Below are 21838 nucleotides of genomic sequence, written 5' to 3'. Positions count from 1 at the left end.
GTAAACAGCCCGTCAAGCTACCAAGGGCCCTCCCCACCAAGTATGGGGAGGGCCCTTTGCATGCACTATCACCCCGATAGTTCATGCAAAGGCTAGCGTCAGTTAACCATTTGTTAACCTTGTGCACAGACTATTAACAGGGCTCCAATTGCGCCCGCAAGCCAAACCAAAACTCTATGAAGGGGGCCCTGTGGATTCCAGCGCGAATTCGGGTTCAGATCTTGCAACTCCTGCCTTACAACGAGACACCACCGACAAATGGTGGCACCTGGGATTCGGCGGGCTCATGGCTGTGGCATTCACCCTGTTTACCTTCTGGTCAGTTAGCTACGTCGACCAGCCCAGCCAGGCCATCATCCTAGGTGTAGCAGTTCTCCTAGGCCTCTTCATGGCCTTCAACATCGGTGGCAACGACGTCGCTAACTCCTTCGGCACCAGCGTTGGTGCCGGGACTCTCACCATCAAACAGGCCCTGCTCATCGCAGCTGTCTTCGAGGTTTCCGGTGCCGTTATCGCAGGCGGGTCAGTCACCGGCACAGTCCGCAGCGGCATCGTAGATCTAGGGGCCATAGACCTGGCACCCATGCAGTTCGTCTACATCATGATGTCAGCCCTCCTCGGTGCTGCCATTTGGCTACTTGTCGCAACCCGCATGGGCTGGCCGGTATCCACCACTCACTCCATCATCGGTGGCATCGTTGGTGCTGCCCTGACCACGGGCTTCACCACCGGCGCCGGGGGCCTGGACATGGTTCAGTGGAGCAAGATCGGCCAAATCGCTCTCTCCTGGGTCATCTCGCCCGTTCTCGGTGGTCTCTTCGCCTGGCTTCTCTTCGGCTTTATCAAGAAGTACATCCTGGGCTATAACGAAAAAATTGATGCCGCCATGCTCGAACTGAAAAAGCGCATGGAAGAAGAGCGAGCCACCCACACCCCGCACGTTGGCTTCCAACGCATTACAGACCTGCAGCAGGATGCCTACTCCAACGCCATGCTTCGCAAGAAAAAGTTTAAGCTCAAGAAGCTGGACCCCGATGCACCAGAAAGCGAATACTACCGCCAGGTCCATAAACTTGATAAGAAAGCAAAGAGTAAGGACTCCCACCGGGCCCTTGAAGTTTACGTCCCAGTGCTGGCAGCAGCCGGATCTGTTCTTATCACAGCCATGCTACTTTTCAAGGGGCTCAATAAACTCAACCTGGGCATCTCGTCCATGGGTAACATCCTGATTATGGTCATGGTAGCTGTCATTACCTGGGTCAGTGTCACTATCTTCGCACGCAGTCTTCAGCATCAAGAACTCTCCCGGGCAACCTTTACTATCTTCGCCTGGCTCCAGGTATTTACCGCTGCAGCCTTCGCCTTCAGCCACGGCGCTAATGACATCGCTAACGCGATCGGTCCTTTCGTGGCTATCCTCGACGTACTGAAAACCGGTCTTATCGCCAAGGAAGCTATCGTTCCCTTCCCTGCCCTCATCACCTTCGGAGTTGCACTGATTGCCGGGCTCTGGTTTGTGGGCCGCAAGGTCATTGCTACGGTAGGTCACGGTCTAACCAAAATGCACCCATCATCAGGCTTTGCTGCGGAGCTAGCGGCTGCAGGTGTGGTCATGGCAGCGTCGGTTCTCGGTCTGCCGGTCTCCTCCACCCACATTCTGATTGGTGCGGTTCTCGGCGTCGGTATTGTCAACCACTCCGCCAACTGGAAACTGATGCGCCCCATCGCCCTGGCCTGGATTATCACCCTACCTATCTCAGCCGCAATCGGCGCCGGTGGCGTTCTGATCATCTCTGCCCTCTTCTAAAAGCTGGATGCCCAAAGCCCCGGTAAGTCCCTCCAAGCCAGGCTTACCGGGGCTTTGCCCTATCTGGCAGATCTGCAGATAGATTGTTCTAGGGCCTATCAACCCACTCGGTGCCTGCCCACTCGATATGGTAAGCACCGGCTGAAATCTGGGCCAGCATATCCTCCGTCCTTGCCTGTAGCTGCGAATCGTCAAAGACAGCCACCGTAATTTCGGCATGGGAGGCGCTGTAGTCTGTTCCCAGCACAGCGTAGCCCTGCGCTCGTAAATCGTTCTCTAATCGTCCAGCCTCGGAATGGGGGACGCTGATAAGACCCAGTCGGAGACGTTCTCGGGGGGTGAGCCGGGCGGTATCGAGGGCAGCGGCGACAGCCTCTGTGTAAGCTCTGACCAGCCCACCTGCCCCCAACTTGATACCACCAAAGTAGCGTACTACCACAGCACAAATATCTGAGAGGTCAGCTGTTTGCCCCTCTCGGCCTTGGGCCCTGCGGGCCAGCAAGGCCTGCATCATGGGCACCCCGGCTGTACCAGCGGGTTCACCGTCATCACTAGAGCGCTGGAGGTCACGGTCTGCCCCTATGACAAAGGCGGAACATACATGCCGAGCATCGTGGTACTGCTTGCGTTTAGATTCGATGAAGGCGCGCGCCTGGGGCTCAGATTCAACCCGGAGTAGATAGCAGATAAACTCGCTTCGTTTGATCTCAAGGAGATGACGGACCGGCTCCTTGCTTGCAAGTACGGTATAGCGGTTGGCGCGGGTTTTATCACTCATGTGTCCATTCTAAAGTGGCCCGGGAAAGCCGTTAGGCTAGGAAACGGAACTGGCACAGCACATAGGTAAGAGGAAGAGAACACAATGGTTATTCATATCGGTCTGACCGGGGGAATCGGTTCCGGTAAATCAACGGTGGCTCAGATCTTGGTCAAGCTGGGTGCTACCCTGATTGATGCCGATGCTATCGGTCGTGACTTGATGCAACCTGGTCAGCCTGTGTTTGCTGAGGTTGTGCGTGCATTTGGGCAGGGTGTGCTGGCTAAGAACGGTAGCCTTGACCGTGCTACCCTGGCCTCACTGGTCTTTGCTGATGAGAGCAAGAGAGAGAAGCTAAACTCCATTATTCATCCGGCGATTCGGGTTCAGGCCCAGCGACAGAGGGATAAGGCCGCAGAAAAGCTGGGGCAGAGCGGGGTCATTGTTGAAGATATTCCCCTGCTGGTTGAGACGGGGCAAGCTAACCGTTTTGACGGTGTGATTGTGGTTGAGGCTGACCCAGCGGAGCGGCTCAGACGGCTGGTTGAACTCCGAGGTATGTCAGAGGCTGATGCCCTTGCACGCATGAATGCGCAGGCTACCGACCAGGAACGCCGCGCTCTTGCTACCTGGGTCATTGATAACTCCGGTTCGCTTGCAGAAACGGAGGAACAAGTAGGCAGGGTGTATGGAAAAATCACGGGGAGAGAGTTCTCATAGAGTTATTTATGCAGTCAGTCGATGGGGTGCAACTGTGAGAAAGATCTGTTCTGACTAGTATTGACGGGCGAGAACGGGCCTGTGTCTAAAAATCAAGTGGCCTGGGTATGCAGTGGAAATACAATATAAAGCTGACTTAGTATTAAAGGCGCTGCCTAGATATTGGGTGGCACCTCTGCGGCTGGTGGATGCAAGAAAGCCGGGCAGAGGGAATCGCATTTTCCACCGGGATTGACCGTGCTGACTAAGCTACACAACCTCTTAGGGCTGAGAACCAGCCCTGCAATTTTCTTTTCCTCGGCCTTCTTTATCGTGCTTTTCACGGCCTTGATGGCGGCTTTTCCCACCACGATGTCAGACGGTATCGGCGCGGTTTCCGGCTTCATCATTAAATACCTGGGCTGGGTTTACACCCTGGGTATTGCCATTTTCTTCTTTTTCTTGGTCTATATGGCCATGAGCCGTTTCGGGCGTATCAAAATTGGTGACGACGATGCTGAACCCGCATACTCAGGATTGGCCTGGTTCGGTATGCTCTTTGCCGCAGGTGTGGGTGCTGTCTTGCTCTTCTGGGGTGCTGCTGAGCCCATTTCTCATTACGCCAAGCCACCCTACGATGGCGTAGCACCACAGTCTGATCACGCGGCACTCGATGCTCTAGCGATTGCTAACTGGCATATTGGTCTGGGCGTGTGGATTATTCTGACGGTACCTGCTTTGGCTTTTGGCTACTTCACCTATAAACGTAAGCTACCCCCGCGCGTTTCCTCGATCTTCCAGCCCCTGCTGGGCGAACGTATCCACGGACCCATCGGTAAACTCATCGACTCGGTAGCCATTATTTCTACCGTTTTTGGTATCGCAGTCTCTGTAGGTATGGGTGCCCTCCAGCTTAATTCAGGCATGGGGATCATGTACGGACTTCCCCTGGGCGGTATTATCCAGGCAGGCATCGTGGCCATCATTACGGCCGCGGGTATCACCTCTGTGCTCATGGGTATGGATAAGGGTGTTAAGCGACTGTCCTACATTAATATCCTCTTGGCTATTGCTCTGATGATTTTTATCCTCATGACGGGAGCTACCCGTTTCGTCACCCTGGGAACCGTTGAATCTGCCGGCTACTTCCTGCAGAAGCTCCCCGTCATGATGCTCTTTAACGACGCCTTTGCCGATACCGGTTGGATCGGCAGCTGGACGGTCTTCTACTGGGCATGGACTGTGACCTGGGCACCTTTTGTCGGCCTCTTTATCGCTAAGATTTCCCAGGGGCGCACTATCCGCCAGTTCGTGGTGGGTGTACTGTCTGCCCCTACCGCTTTCACCCTGATTTGGGTTGGTGTCTTCGGGCTAAGCGCCTTTAACATTGAGCGCAAGGAGAACGGCACCCTGGTGCAGACCGTTGTTGAGCAGGGCGATATTCCCGCCGCGCTCTTTGAGTTCTTGAGCCATTTTCCCCTCTTCCCAGTGGTTGCGGTGGTTGCTCTTCTGGTGATTACCATTTTCTTTATCACCTCGATCGACTCAGCCGCTCTGGTCATGGATGCAATCGCTAACGGGCACGAAGACCCGGCACCCAAACGGCAGGGGGTCTTCTGGGCTGCCTCCATCGGTCTTGTGTCAGCCTCAATTCTTGTGGCAGCAGGCGATAACGGGCTCCTTGCCTTGCAGAACGTCATTGTGGTCATCGGCTTCCCCGTCTGGCTCATTGGGTTTATGCAGATATGGATGCTGGTGCGGGCCCTACGAGAAGACGCTGGTGAACTGCCACCCATGAAGACCCGCCAGTGGAAACAGGTTCTCCCCGTGGAGGAATACCACCGCCGAGCCCAGGAAGACTTCTCGTCCATTGGTGAAGTCACCATCCGCCCCGAGTATGAGTTAGGCTCAGAGCCGGAATATGAGGGCCTGGTGCCCAAGACGGGACAGATTCCTGTAGTGACTGCTGAAACTGTAGCCTTGGACGCCACTGAGAAGGCCCAGCAAGAGAAGCAGGTTTAGGGTATCTCAGGTCTGCCTGAGGGGATGGAGCTATTCCTGTTCAGCAAGATATACTGCTGGCTTACTGCCTAGAAGATGGGGAGTAAGCCAGCAGTTTTTGCCTGGGGAGGGTAGTGGGGCGAGAACCAGTAACCTTCTGCCTGTAAGCTCTAGAGGCTGAATATTCGTACTGGTGTTCTAGTTTTTGCCCTGGTTTTTCGGTAGGGTAGGGGCATGAGTCTTGCCCAGGAAATCAACCGGATTGTTGCCCCCTTTGAAGTCGTCTCCGAATATCAGCCAGCGGGCGACCAGCCCAAAGCTATTGCTGAGCTCACCGAACGAGTGCAGAACGGTGAAAAAGATATTGTTCTGATGGGCGCGACCGGTACCGGTAAGTCGGCAACCTCCGCCTGGCTCATTGAAGCTGTCCAGAGGCCTACTCTGGTCATGGTCCAGAACAAGACCCTGGCCGCCCAGTTGGCCAACGAACTGCGTGAACTACTGCCTCATAACGCGGTGGAGTATTTTGTCAGCTATTACGACTACTACCAGCCCGAAGCCTATGTGCCGCAGACCGATACCTTCATTGAGAAGGACTCGTCTATCAATGAGGAAGTAGAGAGACTGCGTCACTCTGCCACCAACTCCCTGCTGACTCGCCGCGATGTGGTGGTGGTGGCAACCGTCTCCTGCATCTATGGGCTGGGTACCCCCGAAGAGTATGTGGCCCAGATGGTTACTCTGCGGCGGGGCCAAGAACTAGACAGAGACGAGCTACTCCGTCGTTTTGTGGGCATGCAGTACGCACGCAACGATATGGACTTCCACCGCGGAACCTTCAGGGTGCGCGGCGATACCGTAGAAATTATCCCCATGTATGAGGAAAACGCTATTCGCGTGGAATTCTTCGGGGATGAAATTGAGGCTATCTACACCCTGCACCCACTTACCGGTGAGGTCATCCGTGAGGAAGAGGAAATGTATGTCTTCCCTGCCTCGCACTATGTTGCCGGTGCTGAGCGCATGGCAAGGGCCATTAGCTCTATTGAGGATGAACTGCGGGAACGGCTCCAAGAACTAGAGTCTCAGAATAAGCTGGTTGAAGCCCAGCGCTTGCGGATGCGCACCCAGTATGACCTGGAAATGATGGAGCAGATGGGATTCTGCAACGGCATCGAGAACTATTCCAGCCATATCGACGGTCGCGCCCGGGGAACTGCGCCTCACTGCCTACTGGACTATTTTCCCGATGACTTCCTGCTGATTGTGGATGAATCCCACGTCACGATCCCTCAGATTGGTGCCATGTTTGAGGGCGATATGAGCCGTAAACGAACCCTGGTGGAGCACGGTTTCCGCCTGCCCTCAGCCATGGATAACCGCCCCCTGAAATGGGAGGAGTTCCTGGACCGTATCGGCCAGACCGTCTACCTTTCAGCAACCCCCGGTAGGTACGAACTGGCTCAGGCCGATGGGGTCGTGGAGCAGATTATTCGCCCCACGGGTCTGGTTGACCCTGAAATTGTCGTTAAGCCCACCCAGGGGCAGATTGATGACTTGCTTGAAGAAATCCGTGTGCGGGTCCAGGGGGATGAGCGCATACTGGTGACCACCCTGACCAAGCGTATGGCAGAGGATTTGACCGACTATCTGCTTGAACACGGGGTCAAGGTCCAGTACCTGCACTCCGATGTGGATACCCTACGCCGTGTGGAACTATTGAGCGAACTGCGCCAGGGCGTTTTTGATGTTCTGGTGGGTATCAACCTGCTCCGTGAGGGCTTGGACCTGCCCGAAGTCTCACTGGTCGCTATCCTCGATGCCGATAAGCAAGGTTTCTTGCGCTCCACTACCTCGCTGATTCAGACCATCGGGCGTGCCGCCCGTAACGTGGGCGGACAAGTACACATGTACGCCGATAAAATCACCGACTCTATGCGGGTGGCCATTGACGAGACCAACCGCCGCCGCCAGATACAGCAGGCCTACAACAAGGAACACGGCATTGATCCGCAGCCTCTGCGAAAGAAGATAGCCGATATCACTGACAAGCTGGCCCGCGAATCAGAGGACACCGCTGAGCTCCTTGCCTCGCGCAAGGGTAATGCAAAGACTGCATCCAAAAAGGGCACCAAGTACGCGGCTACCTCACCGGAAGCCGAGGAACTTCTGAAAAAGGCCGAAGCCAAGGTACGTGCCGACGGACTTGCCGCCGCTCCCGCCGAGGACCTGATGAGCCTGATTGAAGACATGCACGCACAGATGATGCAGGCCGCTGAAGAACTCAAATTCGAGCTGGCAGGCCGCCTACGAGATGAGATAGCCGACCTGAAGAAGGAACTACGGCAGATGCAGGCAGCGGGGCACGCCTAAACCCGGAAGGGTGGTAGAATTGTGCGGTTTGTGTCCTTACCTTTTCTAGGAGCCACCGTGAAGCAGAGTGTTGCCCGCATGCCCGGTATGCCTCAAATTCTCATCACATTTGGTCTGAGCATTAGCAGCCTTGCCGTTCTGCTCCCGGCCTCACCTGCCTGGGCTGTAGCCGGCGGTGCTGGCTCCTTCGGGGCAGGCGCAACCAACGCTGTACTCATGGCTGTCACCGTGGCCACGCAGTTCTCGGTGCCCACCCTTACCCGCCATTTTTCCTGGGCACATGTACTGCCCCTTGGCACAATCCTCTTAGGTCTACCCTCCCTCATTCAGCTCCTCAGCCCTGCCCTGACCAATATCCTGCTGACCTCAGCCCTGCGAGGGGTCGGCTTTGGCATTGTCACGGTCTGCTGTTCTTCGGCTATGTCCTACCTGGTTCCCCTGGAATACCGAGGCCGGGCGGTGGGCCTCTACGGACTAGCCGCAGCTGGCTCACAAATGTTCTTCACCCCGGTTGCCCCCTGGGCTATCGAAGTCTTTGGGCACCGGCCCGTCATTGCTGTGGGCGCGATTGCTGCGCTCGCCGCACCCTTTGCTTTTCAGCTGGGACGCTCCGTTGATCGCTATCTGGCACAAGACCAAGAGGGCAAGCCAACAATATCTGCTACCCCTAAGACCTCGACCACTACGATCATCAAACGTATCTGGCCCGCCCTACTGACGCTCACCCTGGTGACCTCAGTGGGCGGTGCCTTCATGACTTTTTCCACTGAAATAGCGCCCACCGCAACACTGGCTACAGGCGGCTTGCTCCTGCTCTGCCTCCTAGCTACCCCCACCCGTCTCTACGGCGGTTCACTTACCGACCGCTTTGGGACCCGCCTGCTGATGACACCGGTACTGGGATTCGTCGCTCTGGGGCTGGTTCTGCTTGCCCTGATGGATGGGGCGAGCTCTCTTTCTGTGCTCTTCTTTCTCCTAGGCGCATCCATCATGGGCTTTGGCTACGGCTTCCTGCAATCGGTAACTATGGTGCGCGCCCTGAGCGATGCCGGGGGAGCCGATGCTACCCAGCGAGCATCGGTTGCTTGGAACTCACATTTTGATATTGGTACCGGACTGGGGGCCCTTGCCATTGGGGCTCTTGAACAGTCCACCAATTTTGCAACTGCCTGGGTGGTAGCGGCACTTATCCTAGCTCTCTGTGCTCTTGGGATGGGCTTACGAGACGCCCGTTCCTGAGTAGTCGCTGTTCAAACGGTGCCCGCGTAGGTTATAGTTAAGGTTCGAGCAAGGGAGTATCCCGCTAATTCCTGTTTCGTCAGCACGTTGATCGATGGCGCCCAACCGGGGCAGGAAACCACATAAGCTAAGGTGGTTGGGAGAGACTTGTGGATTTTGGTTAACCCTCAACCACAAGAAAGGCTCTCATGCATATTAGTGGTTTACAGTGGGCGGTAACTATCGCGGTTATCCTCCTGCTTTTAGCGTACGATTTTTTCTTCCATGTGCGGAAGGCTCACGAGCCCACCATTAAAGAGGCCGCTATCTGGTCGGCTCTCTACATTGGTTTGGCACTAGCTTTTGGCCTGGTCATCCTTTTCTGGGACGGCACCCGGTTCGCCGCCGAATACTACGGCGGCTACATCACCGAGAAGGCCCTGAGCGTTGATAACCTTTTTGTCTTCCTCATCATTATGGCCAGCTTTAAGGTGCCGCGCGCCGACCAGCAGAAGGTGCTTCTCTTTGGCATTGTCTTTGCTCTGATAGCTCGCACTGTTTTCATCCTTGCCGGTGTCGCTTTGATTAATACCTTTAGCTGGATCTTCTACCTCTTTGGTCTGGTACTTATTTACACTGCGGGCAATTTGATCAAGGGTGAAATTACCGATAAAGAGGAAGAAGGCGAAGCCAATAACATCGTTATCCGTCTGGCAAAGAGAGTCTTACACACCGTTGACTACTACGATGGCGATAAGCTCTTCACCCTTGAAAACGGCAAGAAGGTCATGACCCCCATGCTGCTCGTTATGGTAGCTATCGGCGGCACCGATATTCTCTTTGCGCTGGACTCAATTCCCGCAATCTTTGGCCTGACCCAGGAGGCCTACATTGTCTTTACCGCAACAGCCTTCTCACTGATGGGCTTGCGTCAGCTTTACTTCCTGATTGACGGCCTGCTGGACCGCCTGATTTACCTCTCCTGGGGCCTGTCTATTGTCTTGGCCTTCATCGGGGTCAAGCTCTTGCTCCACGCTTTGCACGAGAATACTCTGTTTTTCCTCAACGATGGGCAACCCGTTCAGGTGATAGAGGTTGGTATTGAGCTGTCCTTGGCAGTCATTATCAGTGTCCTAGTCATGACAGTTCTTGCTTCACTGTATTCCCCTAAGGGTAGGGCACTTGCTACCATCCAGAAGGTTCAGAATCTCTCTGATGAATACCTGAACCTACCTGCTCATGCTCCTGCCGCACAGCGTGCTGAGCTTCAGAGCAAGTTAGATGCTGCGGCCGCTAAGTCACGTAAAATTCCTCAGAAATACCGGGATGAGCTGATTGAGTCCGAGGCGGAGTACCAGGATCTGGTGCATCGTGCTCGCACGGCCCATGCGGAGCACACTGCCTAAGGGAAGAGGTTCGAGACTGGTCCCTGGGATTTGCTGACCTTCTTGGCCGATGCCGCCAGTATCTTGCCCTTACGGGCAGATGCTGGCGGTTTTGTTTTGCTTTATCACCGCTGCTATGCGCCTAGAATGAGAGATATATTAAAGGCAGTCTCAGCTCAGTCAACAAGAGGGGGTCCGACTGTGTCGCTCATAGACTATCTACCGCTTGTTATTTCTTTAGTAGGGGCAAGCATAGTATTTGTGGTGACAGCTCAGATGGGAGCACATGGCCGCCTGCCTCCCAATGGGGTTATTGGGTTTCGTACAGCATCGACTCTGCAATCTGATGCCGCTTGGGAAGCTGGACACCGCGCTGCTGTCCCCGCCTTGCGGATCCTGGCATTGGTGCAGGCTGTGGGCGCTGGCCTTACCTTTGTTTTGGGTTGGTTTCTGCAATCACCTTTCGCTATTCCTTGCGGTATAGGCGCCTTGCTCCTGACGGGTTCTGTATTACTTGTACTTTCAGCTACTTCTGTTAAGACTGCGGCTCATACTGCTCATCAAGAGTGGTTAGAGCGCCAGAGCCGAAAGCTATAGCTGACTTACCTAGATGATTATTCGATAGCTCAGGCAAAAAGCCAGGCGCTGACCCTGATCAGGGGCGAGCACCTGGCTTTTGCTTTCGTAGATCTAGCGCATATCCGCTAGCAGGTTCTTTAGATGACCCAGGATGGCCGGGCCATCGACTCCTAGACCGTCATGGTGGTGAGTCTGCGAGGTCCACACGCGGGTGTTCCCCACAAAATCGGCGGTCTTCATAGAGTGGGTGTAATCGACAAAGACATCGGGCACATAGGCCGCCGCCGCTAGAGGCACCCGGTTCTGAGCCAGCTGTTCGTGGTCATAGAGCCTGCCCCAGTCCTGCTTTTCAGCCAGCAGGTGGGCGACATCGGCGAGTGGGCGAAGGGCGGGGTCCTCCTCAAAGTACCAGGGGAAGATATGCTCGCCCAGCCAGAGCAGGTTTTCTGCATCTTCTGCAAATTCTGGGCGCTCGGCGTGCATACGGGCTGCTGACCAGCGAGTCGGTGCGGGGGAGGGGGATCCTGGCGCCCCGTCTGCGTAGATACTCTCGTGGAGAAGCCCATAAAGGGGAGCTGATGCGAAACTAACCTGTGCGCTCACCGCAGTCAAGAATTGGTCGGACAGCCAGTTTTTTGACTCGGCAAAAGCAGACTCCAGAATATAGTGCAGGTTGCGTGCCCGCCCGTTGCCGCCCAGAAGGTGACCCAGCATCTGCAGGCGATGGGGTGTCAGCCGTTCACCGGTGGGTAAGACTTCCTGATGGGTAGCAAGGTGCTGCGCGATACGGGCCGCCAGCTCGCGGTCCTGGGGGTACCAGCTGTAGTATTCCTCGCTCCGTTCCTGCATACGGTCCAGGGTTGAGCGGTAGACCTCATCAAGGTGAGAGCGGATGGGGGCAAGCCCGGCCGTCATGCGGGCATCTTTGATGGATTCAGGGGCGAAGGATAGGTAGCTGAGGGTCAAAAAGCCGCCGAAGCTCTGGCCCATTGTGGACCAGCGCTGATCTTTGCGGTCAGCTAGAAGGAAGCTACGGACGACCTCGGCATCGGCAATAATAGAGTCTGCCCGGAAGAGCTCACAGTATTCTGCCTGAACTTCTGCTGACCCAAGTTGGGCGAGTGCCTTGGCAGAGAGCGGGGTGGAGTTGCCGGTTCCGCGCTGATCTAAGAGCACCAGTCGGTGGGTCTGTGCTAGCTCCTGCACCCAGCCGCCCTCTATTGCCGGACGGGGGCTTTTGCCGCCAGGCCCACCCTGGAGGTAGACCATGTAGGGGCGCTCATCTGCAGGAAGAGTCAAAGCCTCGGAGATATCAACTACTTCACGGGCAAAAACGGTCATGCTCTGCTGGGCAAAACGGGACTCTAGCGCCGCTGACTCACTCTTGCCAAAGATTAGGCCGTGGGTCGCGGGGACGGTGAACCAGTGATCGATGAATTTGAGTGAGCCGATGGTATGTCTAGCCCCAACACGATGGCTGGGTGTTGGTAGGGCAGAGAGGGCCACGGTGACCTCCTAGTAGGGACGGAAAAGACTTTTAAGCTCTCGTTATATATAACAATATACTGTTATATTCCAAGATATAACAGTATATTGTTATATATGTTTGTCATGACCGTAGACCAGCGTAACTCTTCAACCGGCCAAGACCTGGTACCCCAACTGCACAGTGACCTAGCCGGAAACAGCAATATTGCCTCACCGCTAAGGCCCTTCCAACGCACCGCAGGCGACGAAGTCCAAGCGGTCTTCGATGACCCAAACGGTCTGCTCGAAACCGCCCTAGTGCTGGCCCGCCAGGGAACCTGGCATATCGGGATTGGGGTCGGTGCCGTCAATGAGCCGCTACCGGCCAATGCCCGCGAAGGGAACGGCCAAGCCTACAGGAAGGCGCGAACCGCAGTGGAGCGCGCCAAACGCTCAGCCGGACACATAGCCTTTGAAGGAACAGGTAGATTTTCCGAACTGATTGAAGCCAGCCTGCAACTTGTCATGGGGCTTGAAGAAGACCGGAACGACTCCTGGCAGGCCATCGGAGAACTCTACGAGCAGGGCATGACCCAGATAGAAATTGCCACGCACCTGCAAACCTACCAGTCAGCGGTCAGCCGTGCCCTCAGACAGGGACGATGGCAAGAAACCCGCCGCATGGTACAGGAGCTCAAAACCCTACTCGCTGAGGAGAATGTATGAACCTGGTAATTTGCATCCTGCTGGTAGCGCTTTTTACCCTGTCACTGCTGTGGCTAAAAACCCAGAACGCCAGCGCCCCCAAAACCTGGACTCTCATGACCCTACTCGGCGGGGCCCTTGTGCTGTCTACCCTGGCACAGCCCCTTGAAGCCCCGGTCCGTGAGCTGACCACAACGCTCGCAGTGCTGGTGAGCTGTTTGGGCGGGTCAGCTCCAGCAATCTACTTCGTGGGGAAGATTAAACAGAAACAAACAGAAGAAAAGCCCAAGGGCCAGCACATCACCGGCACCCTGGGGATCCTAAACCTACGTGCAGACATCACCCAGTCCGACGAACGTATCGAAGCCGAAGGCGGAGGCCGCCTCATCGGCATCTTCGAACGGCTCGCAGTAGCGCTCTGCCTCATCACCGCACAAACAAGCGCTCTAGCTGTCATCGTTGCAATCAAAGGACTAGCCAGGTACCCGGATATCAAAGCCGGGCACCTGACCGCCGAAAAGTTCATCGTGGGGACTTTCGTCTCCCTGCTCTGGGCAGCAGGCTGCGTCCTGATCGCCGTGAACCTGCGGTAAGTGCTGGGCTAGAAAGCCCCTACGCTCTCAATCAGCACCACGGGAGCGCCTTCCGCATCGGAGGCCGCCAAATCAACTCTGGCAACAATACCGAAGTCATGGTTCTCCTCCGGGTCCGAGAAGGTCTGCCTGACCAACCAGAAACCGGGGTGCTCAGCAGTATCATCGTCAATTGTCAGCAGACGGGGGGAGCGAGCATCGGCATCGGTGTAGATATCCTCGTACTCCTCAAAGTAATCGTCCATAGCGTCGGCCCAACGGTCAGAGTCCCAGCCAGAGCGCTCGCCGTCTAACTGGCCCAGAATCTTGTCGCGCTCATCGGCAAACAGCTCCACCCTGCGGAAGAGGGCGTTACGCACCATGACCTTAAAGGCACGCGGGTTAGCGGTAAGAGCGGGTGCGCTTTCTGCCACCAGTTCCTCCAGAGAGTCCTGGGCGGGTAGGCCCTCGTCACCGGAGGCCATACGCTCCCACTCATCAACCAGGGAGGAGTCTGTCTGGCGGATCACCTCTCCTAGCCACTCAATCAGGTCGGTGAGCTCATCGGTCAGGGCGGAGAGGGGAACGGTCTGGCGCAGTGCCTTATAAGCATCGGAGAGGTAACGCAACAGAATACCCTCGGAACGTTCCAGCCCGTAGTACTGGATATAGTCGCCAAAGCCCATGGCCCGCTCATACATGTCCCGGACTACGCTCTTGGGCTCTAGTTGGAACTCTTTCATAAAAGGAGCACCGGACGAGTACGTTTCAAAAGCGGCTTCAAGGAGTTCCGCTAGGGGCTGGGGGTAGGTAATCTTATCCAGCTCAGCCATACGTTCGTTGTAGTCCATGCCCTCGGCCTTCATCTCGGCTAGGGCTTGGCTCTTGGCTTTCTTCTCCTGACCCACAAGAACCTGGCGGGGGCGCTCAAGGGTCGCTTCGATGATAGAGACCGCATCGAGGGCGTAGGAATCGCTCTCAGAATCGAGCAGGCTGAGGGAAGCCATAGCAAAGGGGGAGAGCGGCTGGTTCAGAGCAAAGTTCTCTTGCAGGGAGACGGTAAGCCGGACGGTGCGACCAAACTCATCGGGTTCAGCCAGGCGCTCCACGACCCCGCCGTTGAGTAGTTCACGGTAGATACCAATCGCCTTGCGTTTGAGGGATCTCTGCTTGATAGGGGGCTCATGGTTGGCGGTCAAAAAGAGCATGACGGTCTCAAAGGGGTCAGCCTCACGCTGAAGCATATTGAGCATCATGGAGTGAGTGATCTGGAAGGACGAACTTAGCTGCTCTGGCTCAGCCTCAATGATCTGCTCAAAGGTTTTCTCGCTCCAGGCCACAAAGCCCTGCGGTGGTTTCTTCTTTTTACCCCTAAGGGACTGGGCTATTTTCTTCTCGTCGCCACTAAATTTTTCGCGAGCCTTGGCTTCGAGCCGTTCATTTTCAATGTCGTGCTCGGGGGCCTGAACAACCACGTAGCCGGCGGTATCAAAGCCAGCTCGTCCAGCTCGTCCTGCAATCTGGTGGAATTCGCGGGACTTGAGCCGGCGGGTGCGCTGACCGTCAAACTTTGAGAGAGCAGTAATCAGCACGGTGCGAATGGGGACGTTGATGCCCACACCCAGGGTGTCGGTGCCGCAAATGACCTTGAGCAGGCCAGCCTGCGCTAGCTGCTCCACCAGGCGGCGGTACTTGGGGAGCATACCCGCATGGTGGATGCCGATACCGTTCTTAATATACTTTTGGAGCACCTTGCCGAAACCCGCAGAATAACGGAATCCCGCAGTGAGCTCATTGATTTTCTCTTTCTCTTGCTTGGTCGCAATCGACAGGGACATTAGAGAAGCCGCCGTGTCGATAGCCTGGAGCTGAGAGAAATGAACGATGTAGACCGGTGCCTGGTGGGTGGAAACCAGCTCGTCAACTTTCTCGACCAGCGGTTGGCGGGAGTAGGAGTAGTTGAGAGGAATGGGGCGGGTTTGGCTGGTGACCAGGGCGGTACCGCGCCCGGTGAGCTCGGTTAGTTCCCGCTCAAACCGGCTGGTGTCCCCGAGGGTAGCGCTCATGAGCAGGAATTGCGCCTGGGGCAGGTCAAGCAGGGGAGCCTGCCAGGCCCAGCCGCGTTGGGGGTCAGAGTAGAAATGGAACTCGTCCATAATGACCTGGGTGACGTCGGCTCCAGCACCCTCACGAAGAACGATATTCGCCAGAATCTCGGCGGTGCAGCAGACGATGGGCGCATCGGCATTGATAGAGGAATCGCCGGTGACCATACCCACGTTCTCGGCACCAAAAATCTCGCACAGGTCAAAGAACTTTTCAGAGACCAGCGCCTTAAGAGGGGCGGTGTAGTAGGAGCGCTGACCAGCGGCCATACCTATAAAGTGAGCGGCCACAGCAACAGTGGATTTACCGGAGCCGGTGGGGGTTGCCAGAATGACGTTATTGCCCGCGGCTAGCTCCAGGACAGCTTCGTCCTGTGCCGGGTAAAGCTCCATACCCCGGGCTGCGATCCATTCGGTAAAGGCCTCATAGGCTTCGTCACCGGTGAGGGGGTTGGTTGCAAAATCTCCACGGTAGTAGTGCTTGGTGGAATCTGCCAGGGATGGGGAAAGGTACTGAAGAATCTTCATGATGTTAACCAGTTTAGTGCAGGCCCCTAAGGCAAGCCGCGTAAATGCACGGCTCCCATTCCGTTTCATCTCGTGGTGGTAGCACATGAAAATTAGACAAAAAATATATAAATGTGATGCTTGTCAAATAAGCTGAGGTGGGGCTACGATATTCAAAGGAAATATCCGCATATCGAACTCACGAAAGGGGGAGCATACAAATGAACACACATCGCTTTCAGGCGTCTTCTGCTTCCCCCTGGGTTTCTCACCGCTAGCGCACTCAGCTAGCTGATCAACCAAGATCAACCTACCGGGAGGCGTTCACACCGGTAGGTATTTTTATGCCCGGTAGATTTACCCCTTGCACATCTTGTGATTGAAAAGAGAATTTCGTGGCTAAGAATCGGACCGAACAATCCGAGCACAAAAATACACAAAATACTGAGAAGTTCCGCATTGCCCCTCCGGGCTTCCGTTGGAGAACACTCTATTTTCTCCCCTTTGTCTTAGATTTCTTTGCTTCACTGGCAACAGTATTTATGCCCGTTCTTGTGGGGCGTATCATCGACCTGCACAGCTCAGGGCTGAGCACCCAGGCCTATCATGCCATCATGGTTCTGGCGGGTGTTATCGCCTATCTGTGCCTGGTCGAGTTTCTGGGTTGGGGCCTCACCTTCCGGGTGGTTGCACGTATTGAACGTGACTGGAGGCTCTACATCAGCCATCTCATAGACCGGGCACCTCACCGTGACCCCGGTGCTCTCATCGCTATTTTGAATAAGGACGCCCGGGCGCTCTCTCAGATGTGGCAACCGATGATTCTGGCTTTTTCGGCGGTTGGTGTCACATCGCTGGGTACCTGGCAGCTGTGGACGATTAGCCCGCTGATAGCTCTAGTAGCTCTTACGGGCCTTATCGTGACCATGATTACCTTGACCTGGGTATCAAAGCTCATCGAAAAGCACTCAGATGCATTCCGTGAAACGGTTAGCGTAAGCACATCCCGGGCATCCGATATCGCTTCTTCTATCCGCACAATCTTGGGCCTGGGGGCACAGAAGCGCATGATGGGGCATTACGGGCAGGCCGCTCAGGATGTCTACTCCTCCCAGATTCGCCTGGAGAGTGTTCAAACCTGGTCCTATGCCACCCGCAACCTGCTCGTGGGTACAGTGACCTGGCTAGCGGTGGTCTTAGCGCTGCGCGGGGCTGCACCAGAGGGTACCTGGCTTACTGACATACCCGCAGGGCAACTAGTTACTATCGTGGGGCTTGTCGGTACCCTGACCGGCCCTATCTGGTCAGTGGAGATGCTGCTCATGTCCTGGCGGAATGCTCGTGTTGCCTACAAACGTGTTGTGCGGCTGAAACGAGAGATTGCAGATGCCTCTTCTGCAGCTTCCCCGCCTGCCCCACAAGGCGCCCACACCGCTCGTGTTTTGGTGCCTTCTGGCACAGGGGCCGTTCACTATATCAACCCTCGCTGCGCCGGCATATCTGCCCAAGAGTATGCTGAAACCCTGGTGCAGAAACTCCGCGATGATTCGCAGGGAGATAACCACCGGATCTTGCTCTCGGAACCTAACCCCATCATCTTTGCCGGGACTCTCTCTGAGCATCTGACACTAGGGCGTGGCACCCTAACTCGTGACGAGATGGTTGATTTACTCAAAATCACTGACTCCGAAGAAATTGCTATTCGGCTGGGCGGACGAGACCCAGAAAGCTATGTGAAAAGCGCACTGTCCTCCGAAGGTACCAATCTTTCGGGCGGCCAACGCCAGCGTCTCGCCCTTGCCAGGGCACTGGCACAAAGAGCAGATACCCTGGTCCTGACTGAGCCTCTCAACTCGGTGGATGAACCCAGCCAGAAGTTCATTCTCAACCAGTTAGAAGAGCGCGCTGGGCAACCTGGGGTTCTGGCCCACATTGAACGAATCTACATCGTGAGTACGACCATGGAGGTCGAACGACGGCTGAAAGCAGGTGAGCTCGATGGCTAATCTTTTGCCCATTACGGATGGCAAGACAACCTGGCGGTTGCTTGGGTGCTCTGTCCTCAAGACGCCGTGGCAGTTGGCTCTGCTGATGCTACTTTTTGTTGCCAGTTCGGTTACTGCCCTCGCTACTCCCATTATGGTGGGCCGGCTCGTTGATGCGGTCACCACCGGCCAGCTCACCGGCTACCCCTGGGAGATACTGCTGACCATATTGGGTGCTGTACTTTTGGGGTCGCTTCTGACGAGAGCCTGGACTTTTCAGGGGCAAAAATTGGGGGTCCGCCTGAACCGTGACCTGGGTATTGACCTGGTGGAGGCTTCCCTCCAGCTCGATGCTCAAACCATTGAGGACGCGGGCTCCGGTGATCTGCTTGCTCGCCTGACCGATGACCTTGATAGCGTCCGACTGGTGCTGGCAACCGGTCTGCCGGAGTTTATCCATATTTCCGTATATATGGTAATTACTTCGGTGACAATTTTTACGGTGAGCCCGGTAATCGGTCTGGTTACCGTTCCCATGTTCGTGCTCATGGCCCTTGCCCTGGCAATTTTCTTACCCCGGATAGCCGCAACAACCCGGCGGAAAACTGAGGCAATGAGTGAGCTTACCGTTGTGGCCACAGAGAACGTTCGTGGTGCGACAACGATCCAAGAATTGGGGGTCCAACAGGCCCGTTCCGGTGTCCAGGAGGAAAAAATTTGGGAGGTATTCAGGATCTCCGACCGTATGGTGGTACTCCGTTCAACCTTCTGGGCGGTCGATGCTTTCAACGCCTACCTTCCTCTGCTGCTAGCTATGGTCTGGGGCTCCTACTGTGTTTGGCGGGGTTGGGCCACCTGGGGCGATGTCTCAACAGCCTCTATCATGCTCTTTTCCATGCGGGTAGACTCGGATATCTTCACCTTCTGGCTGGATCGTCTGCGCGAGATGACCGTGACTATGGGCAGGGTTTTTGGTGTCATTGACCTGTCAGATACCCAGCAGGCCCGCCGGGAATCTGAACAATACCGGGGAGAAGCCAGCGGTCAACAGAGTAAGACTGTCTCCGTCCAAGCATGGCCCCCTGCGGCTGTAAAGCTCCAAGGAGTGACCTACGGGTACGATCCCCAGAGCCCTGTTATTGAGGGCATAGACCTCACGGTTGCACAGGGGGAGAGCCTGGCCCTGGTGGGGCGTTCAGGGTCCGGTAAAACGACGCTGGCTCGACTGATAGCAGGATCGCTCACAGCCCATAGCGGAAGGGTGCAGGTCATGGGTCAGATAGTCGGGAACGGTCTCTACCCGACGGAGCCTCTAGCTGACCACCGCCCGGCTCTGCTGATTTGCACCCAGGAGGCCCACGTCTTTGTGGGGACCCTAGCTGAGAACCTTGCTGTAGCGGCACCTCAGGCTAATAGGGACCAGATGCTTGATGCGCTCCTTGCCGTGGGGGCAAACTGGGTTAGCCGATTACCGGATGGCTTAGATACCCAGCTTGGAGATGGGTCCTACGAACTGACCAGAGACCAGGTGCAACAGCTTGCCCTTGCCCGTATCGTAGCAGCTAACCCGCATGTGGTGATTCTTGACGAGTCAACGACCCAGCTTGAATTGGCAGATGCCAGCCAGTCACTGGCAGCGGTCATGAAAGGCCGTTCGGTGATTATCATTTCGCATGATTCGCGTATTGCATCACTGGCTGACCGTGCCGTTCTCCTAGAAGAGGGCAGGCTTGTTGCCGAGGGAACCCCGGACCATATTTTTGCCCGCACCTAACCGCTAGAGGCGCATTGACTGGGTGCTTGGAAACCTAGAGTGGTACTCCACCCCTTAGAAGAAAGCCTCAACATTCCGCAAAAACTCGGTGTGCTGGTAGCCTGAACCCCGGATAACAGGGTACCCCCGCACTAAAATATGAGTGGCAATAACCACAAAAACCAAGGACACCCCTATGAGTAAGCCTTTTCCCACCGATCTTGAAATCGCTCAAGCAGCGACCCTGCAACCGATTACTGAGATCGCAACAGCCTCTGGCATTGACCTTGACCGTTTAGAACCCTACGGAAAGTACCTTGCCAAAGTAAAACTCACGGCTGACACCAAGGCCGAGAGAGCGCTGGCAAAAGGCGCTAAATATATCGTTGTCACGGCGGTAACCCCGACACCGCTGGGGGAAGGTAAGACCGCTACCTCAGTCTCACTTGCTCAGGGCATGGCCGCTACCGGGCGTAAGGCTATGCTGACCCTACGCCAGCCCTCCATGGGCCCAACTTTCGGCATTAAGGGCGGTGCAGCCGGGGGCGGCTACTCCCAAATCGTCCCTATGGAGAAACTGAACTTGCACCTGACCGGCGACTTCCATGCCGTCACAGCGGCTCACAACCTGCTTGCCGCTATGATTGATAACCATCTGCACCACGGCAACGAACTGCGTCTGGATACCCGCTCTATCACCTGGCGGCGAGTGATTGACATGAACGATCGTGCCCTCCGCAACGTCGTCATAGGCCTGGGCGACCGCATGGACGGCGTGCCCCGCGAAAGTGGCTTTGACATCACCAGCGCTTCGGAGATTATGGTGATTCTGTCACTGGCCACCAGCTTTGAAGACCTCCAAGCACGACTAGCCAAAGTTGTCGTTGGCCTCAACGTAGAGGGCAACCCCGTGACCGCCGCAGACCTCAAAGCAGATGGCGCTATGGCAGTTCTCCTTGCCGATGCTATCCACCCCAACCTGCTCCAGACCCTTGAAAAAACCCCGGCCCTGATTCATGCCGGTCCTTTTGGCAACATCGCCACCGGCAATTCATCGGTTCTTGCAGACTATGTGGGGCTCGAACACGCAGACTATGTGATTACTGAGGCCGGTTTTGGTGCCGATATGGGGGCTGAACGGTTCTTCAACGTCAAGTGCCGTGTATCGGGGCTCAAACCCGACGCCGCCGTCCTAGTAGTGACCGTTCGTTCGCTCAAATCGCACTCGGGCCGTTACACTATTACACCTGGTAAGCCACTGCCTGAAGGCCTGCTTGAGGAGAACACAGCCGATGTTGAAGCCGGGGCGGCTAACCTGCTTAAGCACCTTGAGATTGTCCGCGGCTTTGGTGTGCAACCGGTAGTTGCTATCAATGCTTTCCCCACAGATTTTGAGTCTGAACACGAGACTATTCGCCGGATCGCTGAGGAGGCCGGTGCCCGCGTTGCCATTCACCGTGGTGTGGCCGAGGGCGGGAAGGGCGCAAGAGAGCTTGCCGATGCTGTGGCCGAGGCCTGCGACGACATGAGCGAATTGACCTACACCTACGAGGACTCCGATCCCCTGGCCACCAAGATTGAGAAGGTGGCTACTCAGGTCTACGGTGCGGATGGCATTGAGCTGGCACCAGCAGCTGCAAAGCAGCTGGCACGCTACGAGGAACTGGGCTACGGCAACCTACCCGTGGTGATCGCCAAAACCCACCTCTCCATTTCATCGGATCCCTCGCTCAAAGGCGCCCCGACCGGCTGGACTTTGCCCGTGCGCGAAGTACGCCTGGCGGCAGGCGCTGGCTACGTGTACGCTCTCTGCGGTACCATGCGTACCATGCCCGGGCTAGCTAAATCACCCGCTGCTGAGCGCATTGGGTTCGATGAGAACGGCACTATGGTGGGCCTGTTCTAAAGATTGTAATCACCGGTAA

Annotated in this window: 15 protein-coding genes; 12 read left to right on the top strand and 3 right to left on the bottom strand. The window is 55.9% G+C overall.

The annotated features are described in order from the left end of the window. Positions 1–190 precede the first annotated feature (190 nt). Positions 191–1807, top strand: a complete 1617-nt coding sequence (locus ACN082_RS05305) for an inorganic phosphate transporter (protein WP_419099797.1) — start codon at positions 191–193, stop codon at positions 1805–1807. Positions 1808–1895: 88 nt separating this feature from the next. Here the strand turns inward: ACN082_RS05305 and ACN082_RS05300 are convergent, their stop codons facing one another. Beyond that, positions 1896–2585 (bottom strand): IMPACT family protein, encoded by a 690-nt coding sequence (locus tag ACN082_RS05300; protein WP_419099796.1) that lies wholly within the window; start codon positions 2583–2585, stop codon positions 1896–1898. Positions 2586–2669: 84 nt separating this feature from the next. Here ACN082_RS05300 and coaE point away from each other — a divergent pair, with 84 nt between their 5' ends. From coaE to ACN082_RS05270, 6 genes are all read left to right on the top strand, one after another. Continuing rightward, positions 2670–3284: a dephospho-CoA kinase gene (coaE, locus tag ACN082_RS05295; RefSeq protein ID WP_419099795.1), complete on the top strand. Its 615-nt coding sequence runs from the start codon at positions 2670–2672 to the stop codon at positions 3282–3284. 237 nt (positions 3285–3521) lie between these two features. Next, on the top strand, positions 3522–5285 hold the full coding sequence (locus ACN082_RS05290) for a BCCT family transporter (protein WP_419099794.1): 1764 nt from the start codon (positions 3522–3524) through the stop codon (positions 5283–5285). Between the two features lie 213 nt (positions 5286–5498). Beyond that, positions 5499–7637, top strand: coding sequence for an excinuclease ABC subunit UvrB (gene uvrB, locus ACN082_RS05285; RefSeq protein ID WP_419099793.1), 2139 nt, complete (start codon positions 5499–5501; stop codon positions 7635–7637). A gap of 57 nt (positions 7638–7694) precedes the next feature. Then, complete coding sequence (locus ACN082_RS05280; protein ID WP_419099792.1) at positions 7695–8876, top strand: MFS transporter; 1182 nt, start codon at positions 7695–7697, stop codon at positions 8874–8876. A 188-nt stretch (positions 8877–9064) separates the two neighbouring features. Next, on the top strand, positions 9065–10261 hold the full coding sequence (locus tag ACN082_RS05275) for a TerC family protein (RefSeq protein WP_419099791.1): 1197 nt from the start codon (positions 9065–9067) through the stop codon (positions 10259–10261). A 126-nt stretch (positions 10262–10387) separates the two neighbouring features. Continuing rightward, positions 10388–10837 carry an SdpI family protein gene (locus ACN082_RS05270; RefSeq protein WP_419099812.1) on the top strand — a complete coding sequence of 150 codons (450 nt, stop codon included), beginning with the start codon at positions 10388–10390 and terminating at the stop codon, positions 10835–10837. Positions 10838–10930: 93 nt separating this feature from the next. Here ACN082_RS05270 and ACN082_RS05265 read toward each other — a convergent pair whose 3' ends face one another. Further along, positions 10931–12325 carry an alpha/beta fold hydrolase gene (locus tag ACN082_RS05265; protein WP_419099790.1) on the bottom strand — a complete coding sequence of 465 codons (1395 nt, stop codon included), beginning with the start codon at positions 12323–12325 and terminating at the stop codon, positions 10931–10933. Between the two features lie 105 nt (positions 12326–12430). On the opposite strand from ACN082_RS05265, the gene ACN082_RS05260 reads away from it, so the two are divergent. Together ACN082_RS05260 and ACN082_RS05255 are read left to right on the top strand one after the other, a co-directional pair. After that, a complete protein-coding gene (locus ACN082_RS05260) occupies positions 12431–13012 on the top strand; it encodes a hypothetical protein (RefSeq protein WP_419099789.1) in 582 nt (193 codons plus the stop codon). Next, on the top strand, positions 13009–13584 hold the full coding sequence (locus ACN082_RS05255) for a hypothetical protein (RefSeq protein ID WP_419099788.1): 576 nt from the start codon (positions 13009–13011) through the stop codon (positions 13582–13584). Before ACN082_RS05260 ends, ACN082_RS05255 begins: the two co-directional genes overlap by 4 nt. An 8-nt stretch (positions 13585–13592) precedes the next feature. Here the strand turns inward: ACN082_RS05255 and ACN082_RS05250 are convergent, their stop codons facing one another. After that, positions 13593–16196, bottom strand: coding sequence for a DEAD/DEAH box helicase (locus ACN082_RS05250; RefSeq protein WP_419099787.1), 2604 nt, complete (start codon positions 16194–16196; stop codon positions 13593–13595). 374 nt (positions 16197–16570) lie between these two features. Between ACN082_RS05250 and ACN082_RS05245 the strand changes: the two genes are divergently transcribed. The 3 genes from ACN082_RS05245 to ACN082_RS05235 all read left to right on the top strand — a co-directional run bounded on the left by ACN082_RS05245 (position 16571) and on the right by ACN082_RS05235 (position 21819). Next, on the top strand, positions 16571–18181 hold the full coding sequence (locus ACN082_RS05245) for an ABC transporter transmembrane domain-containing protein (protein ID WP_419099786.1): 1611 nt from the start codon (positions 16571–16573) through the stop codon (positions 18179–18181). Beyond that, positions 18174–19934, top strand: coding sequence for an ABC transporter ATP-binding protein (locus tag ACN082_RS05240; RefSeq protein ID WP_419099785.1), 1761 nt, complete (start codon positions 18174–18176; stop codon positions 19932–19934). The genes ACN082_RS05245 and ACN082_RS05240 overlap by 8 nt, the downstream gene beginning before the upstream one ends. A 175-nt stretch (positions 19935–20109) precedes the next feature. Further along, positions 20110–21819 (top strand): formate--tetrahydrofolate ligase, encoded by a 1710-nt coding sequence (locus ACN082_RS05235; protein ID WP_419099784.1) that lies wholly within the window; start codon positions 20110–20112, stop codon positions 21817–21819. Positions 21820–21838 lie beyond the last annotated feature (19 nt).

Source organism: Rothia sp. CCM 9417, from assembly GCF_048513575.1.
Classification (GTDB): Bacteria; Actinomycetota; Actinomycetes; order Actinomycetales; family Micrococcaceae; genus Rothia.
The sequence above is the reverse complement of the archived record's forward strand: the minus strand, read 5'-3'. Positions and strand labels throughout refer to the sequence as shown.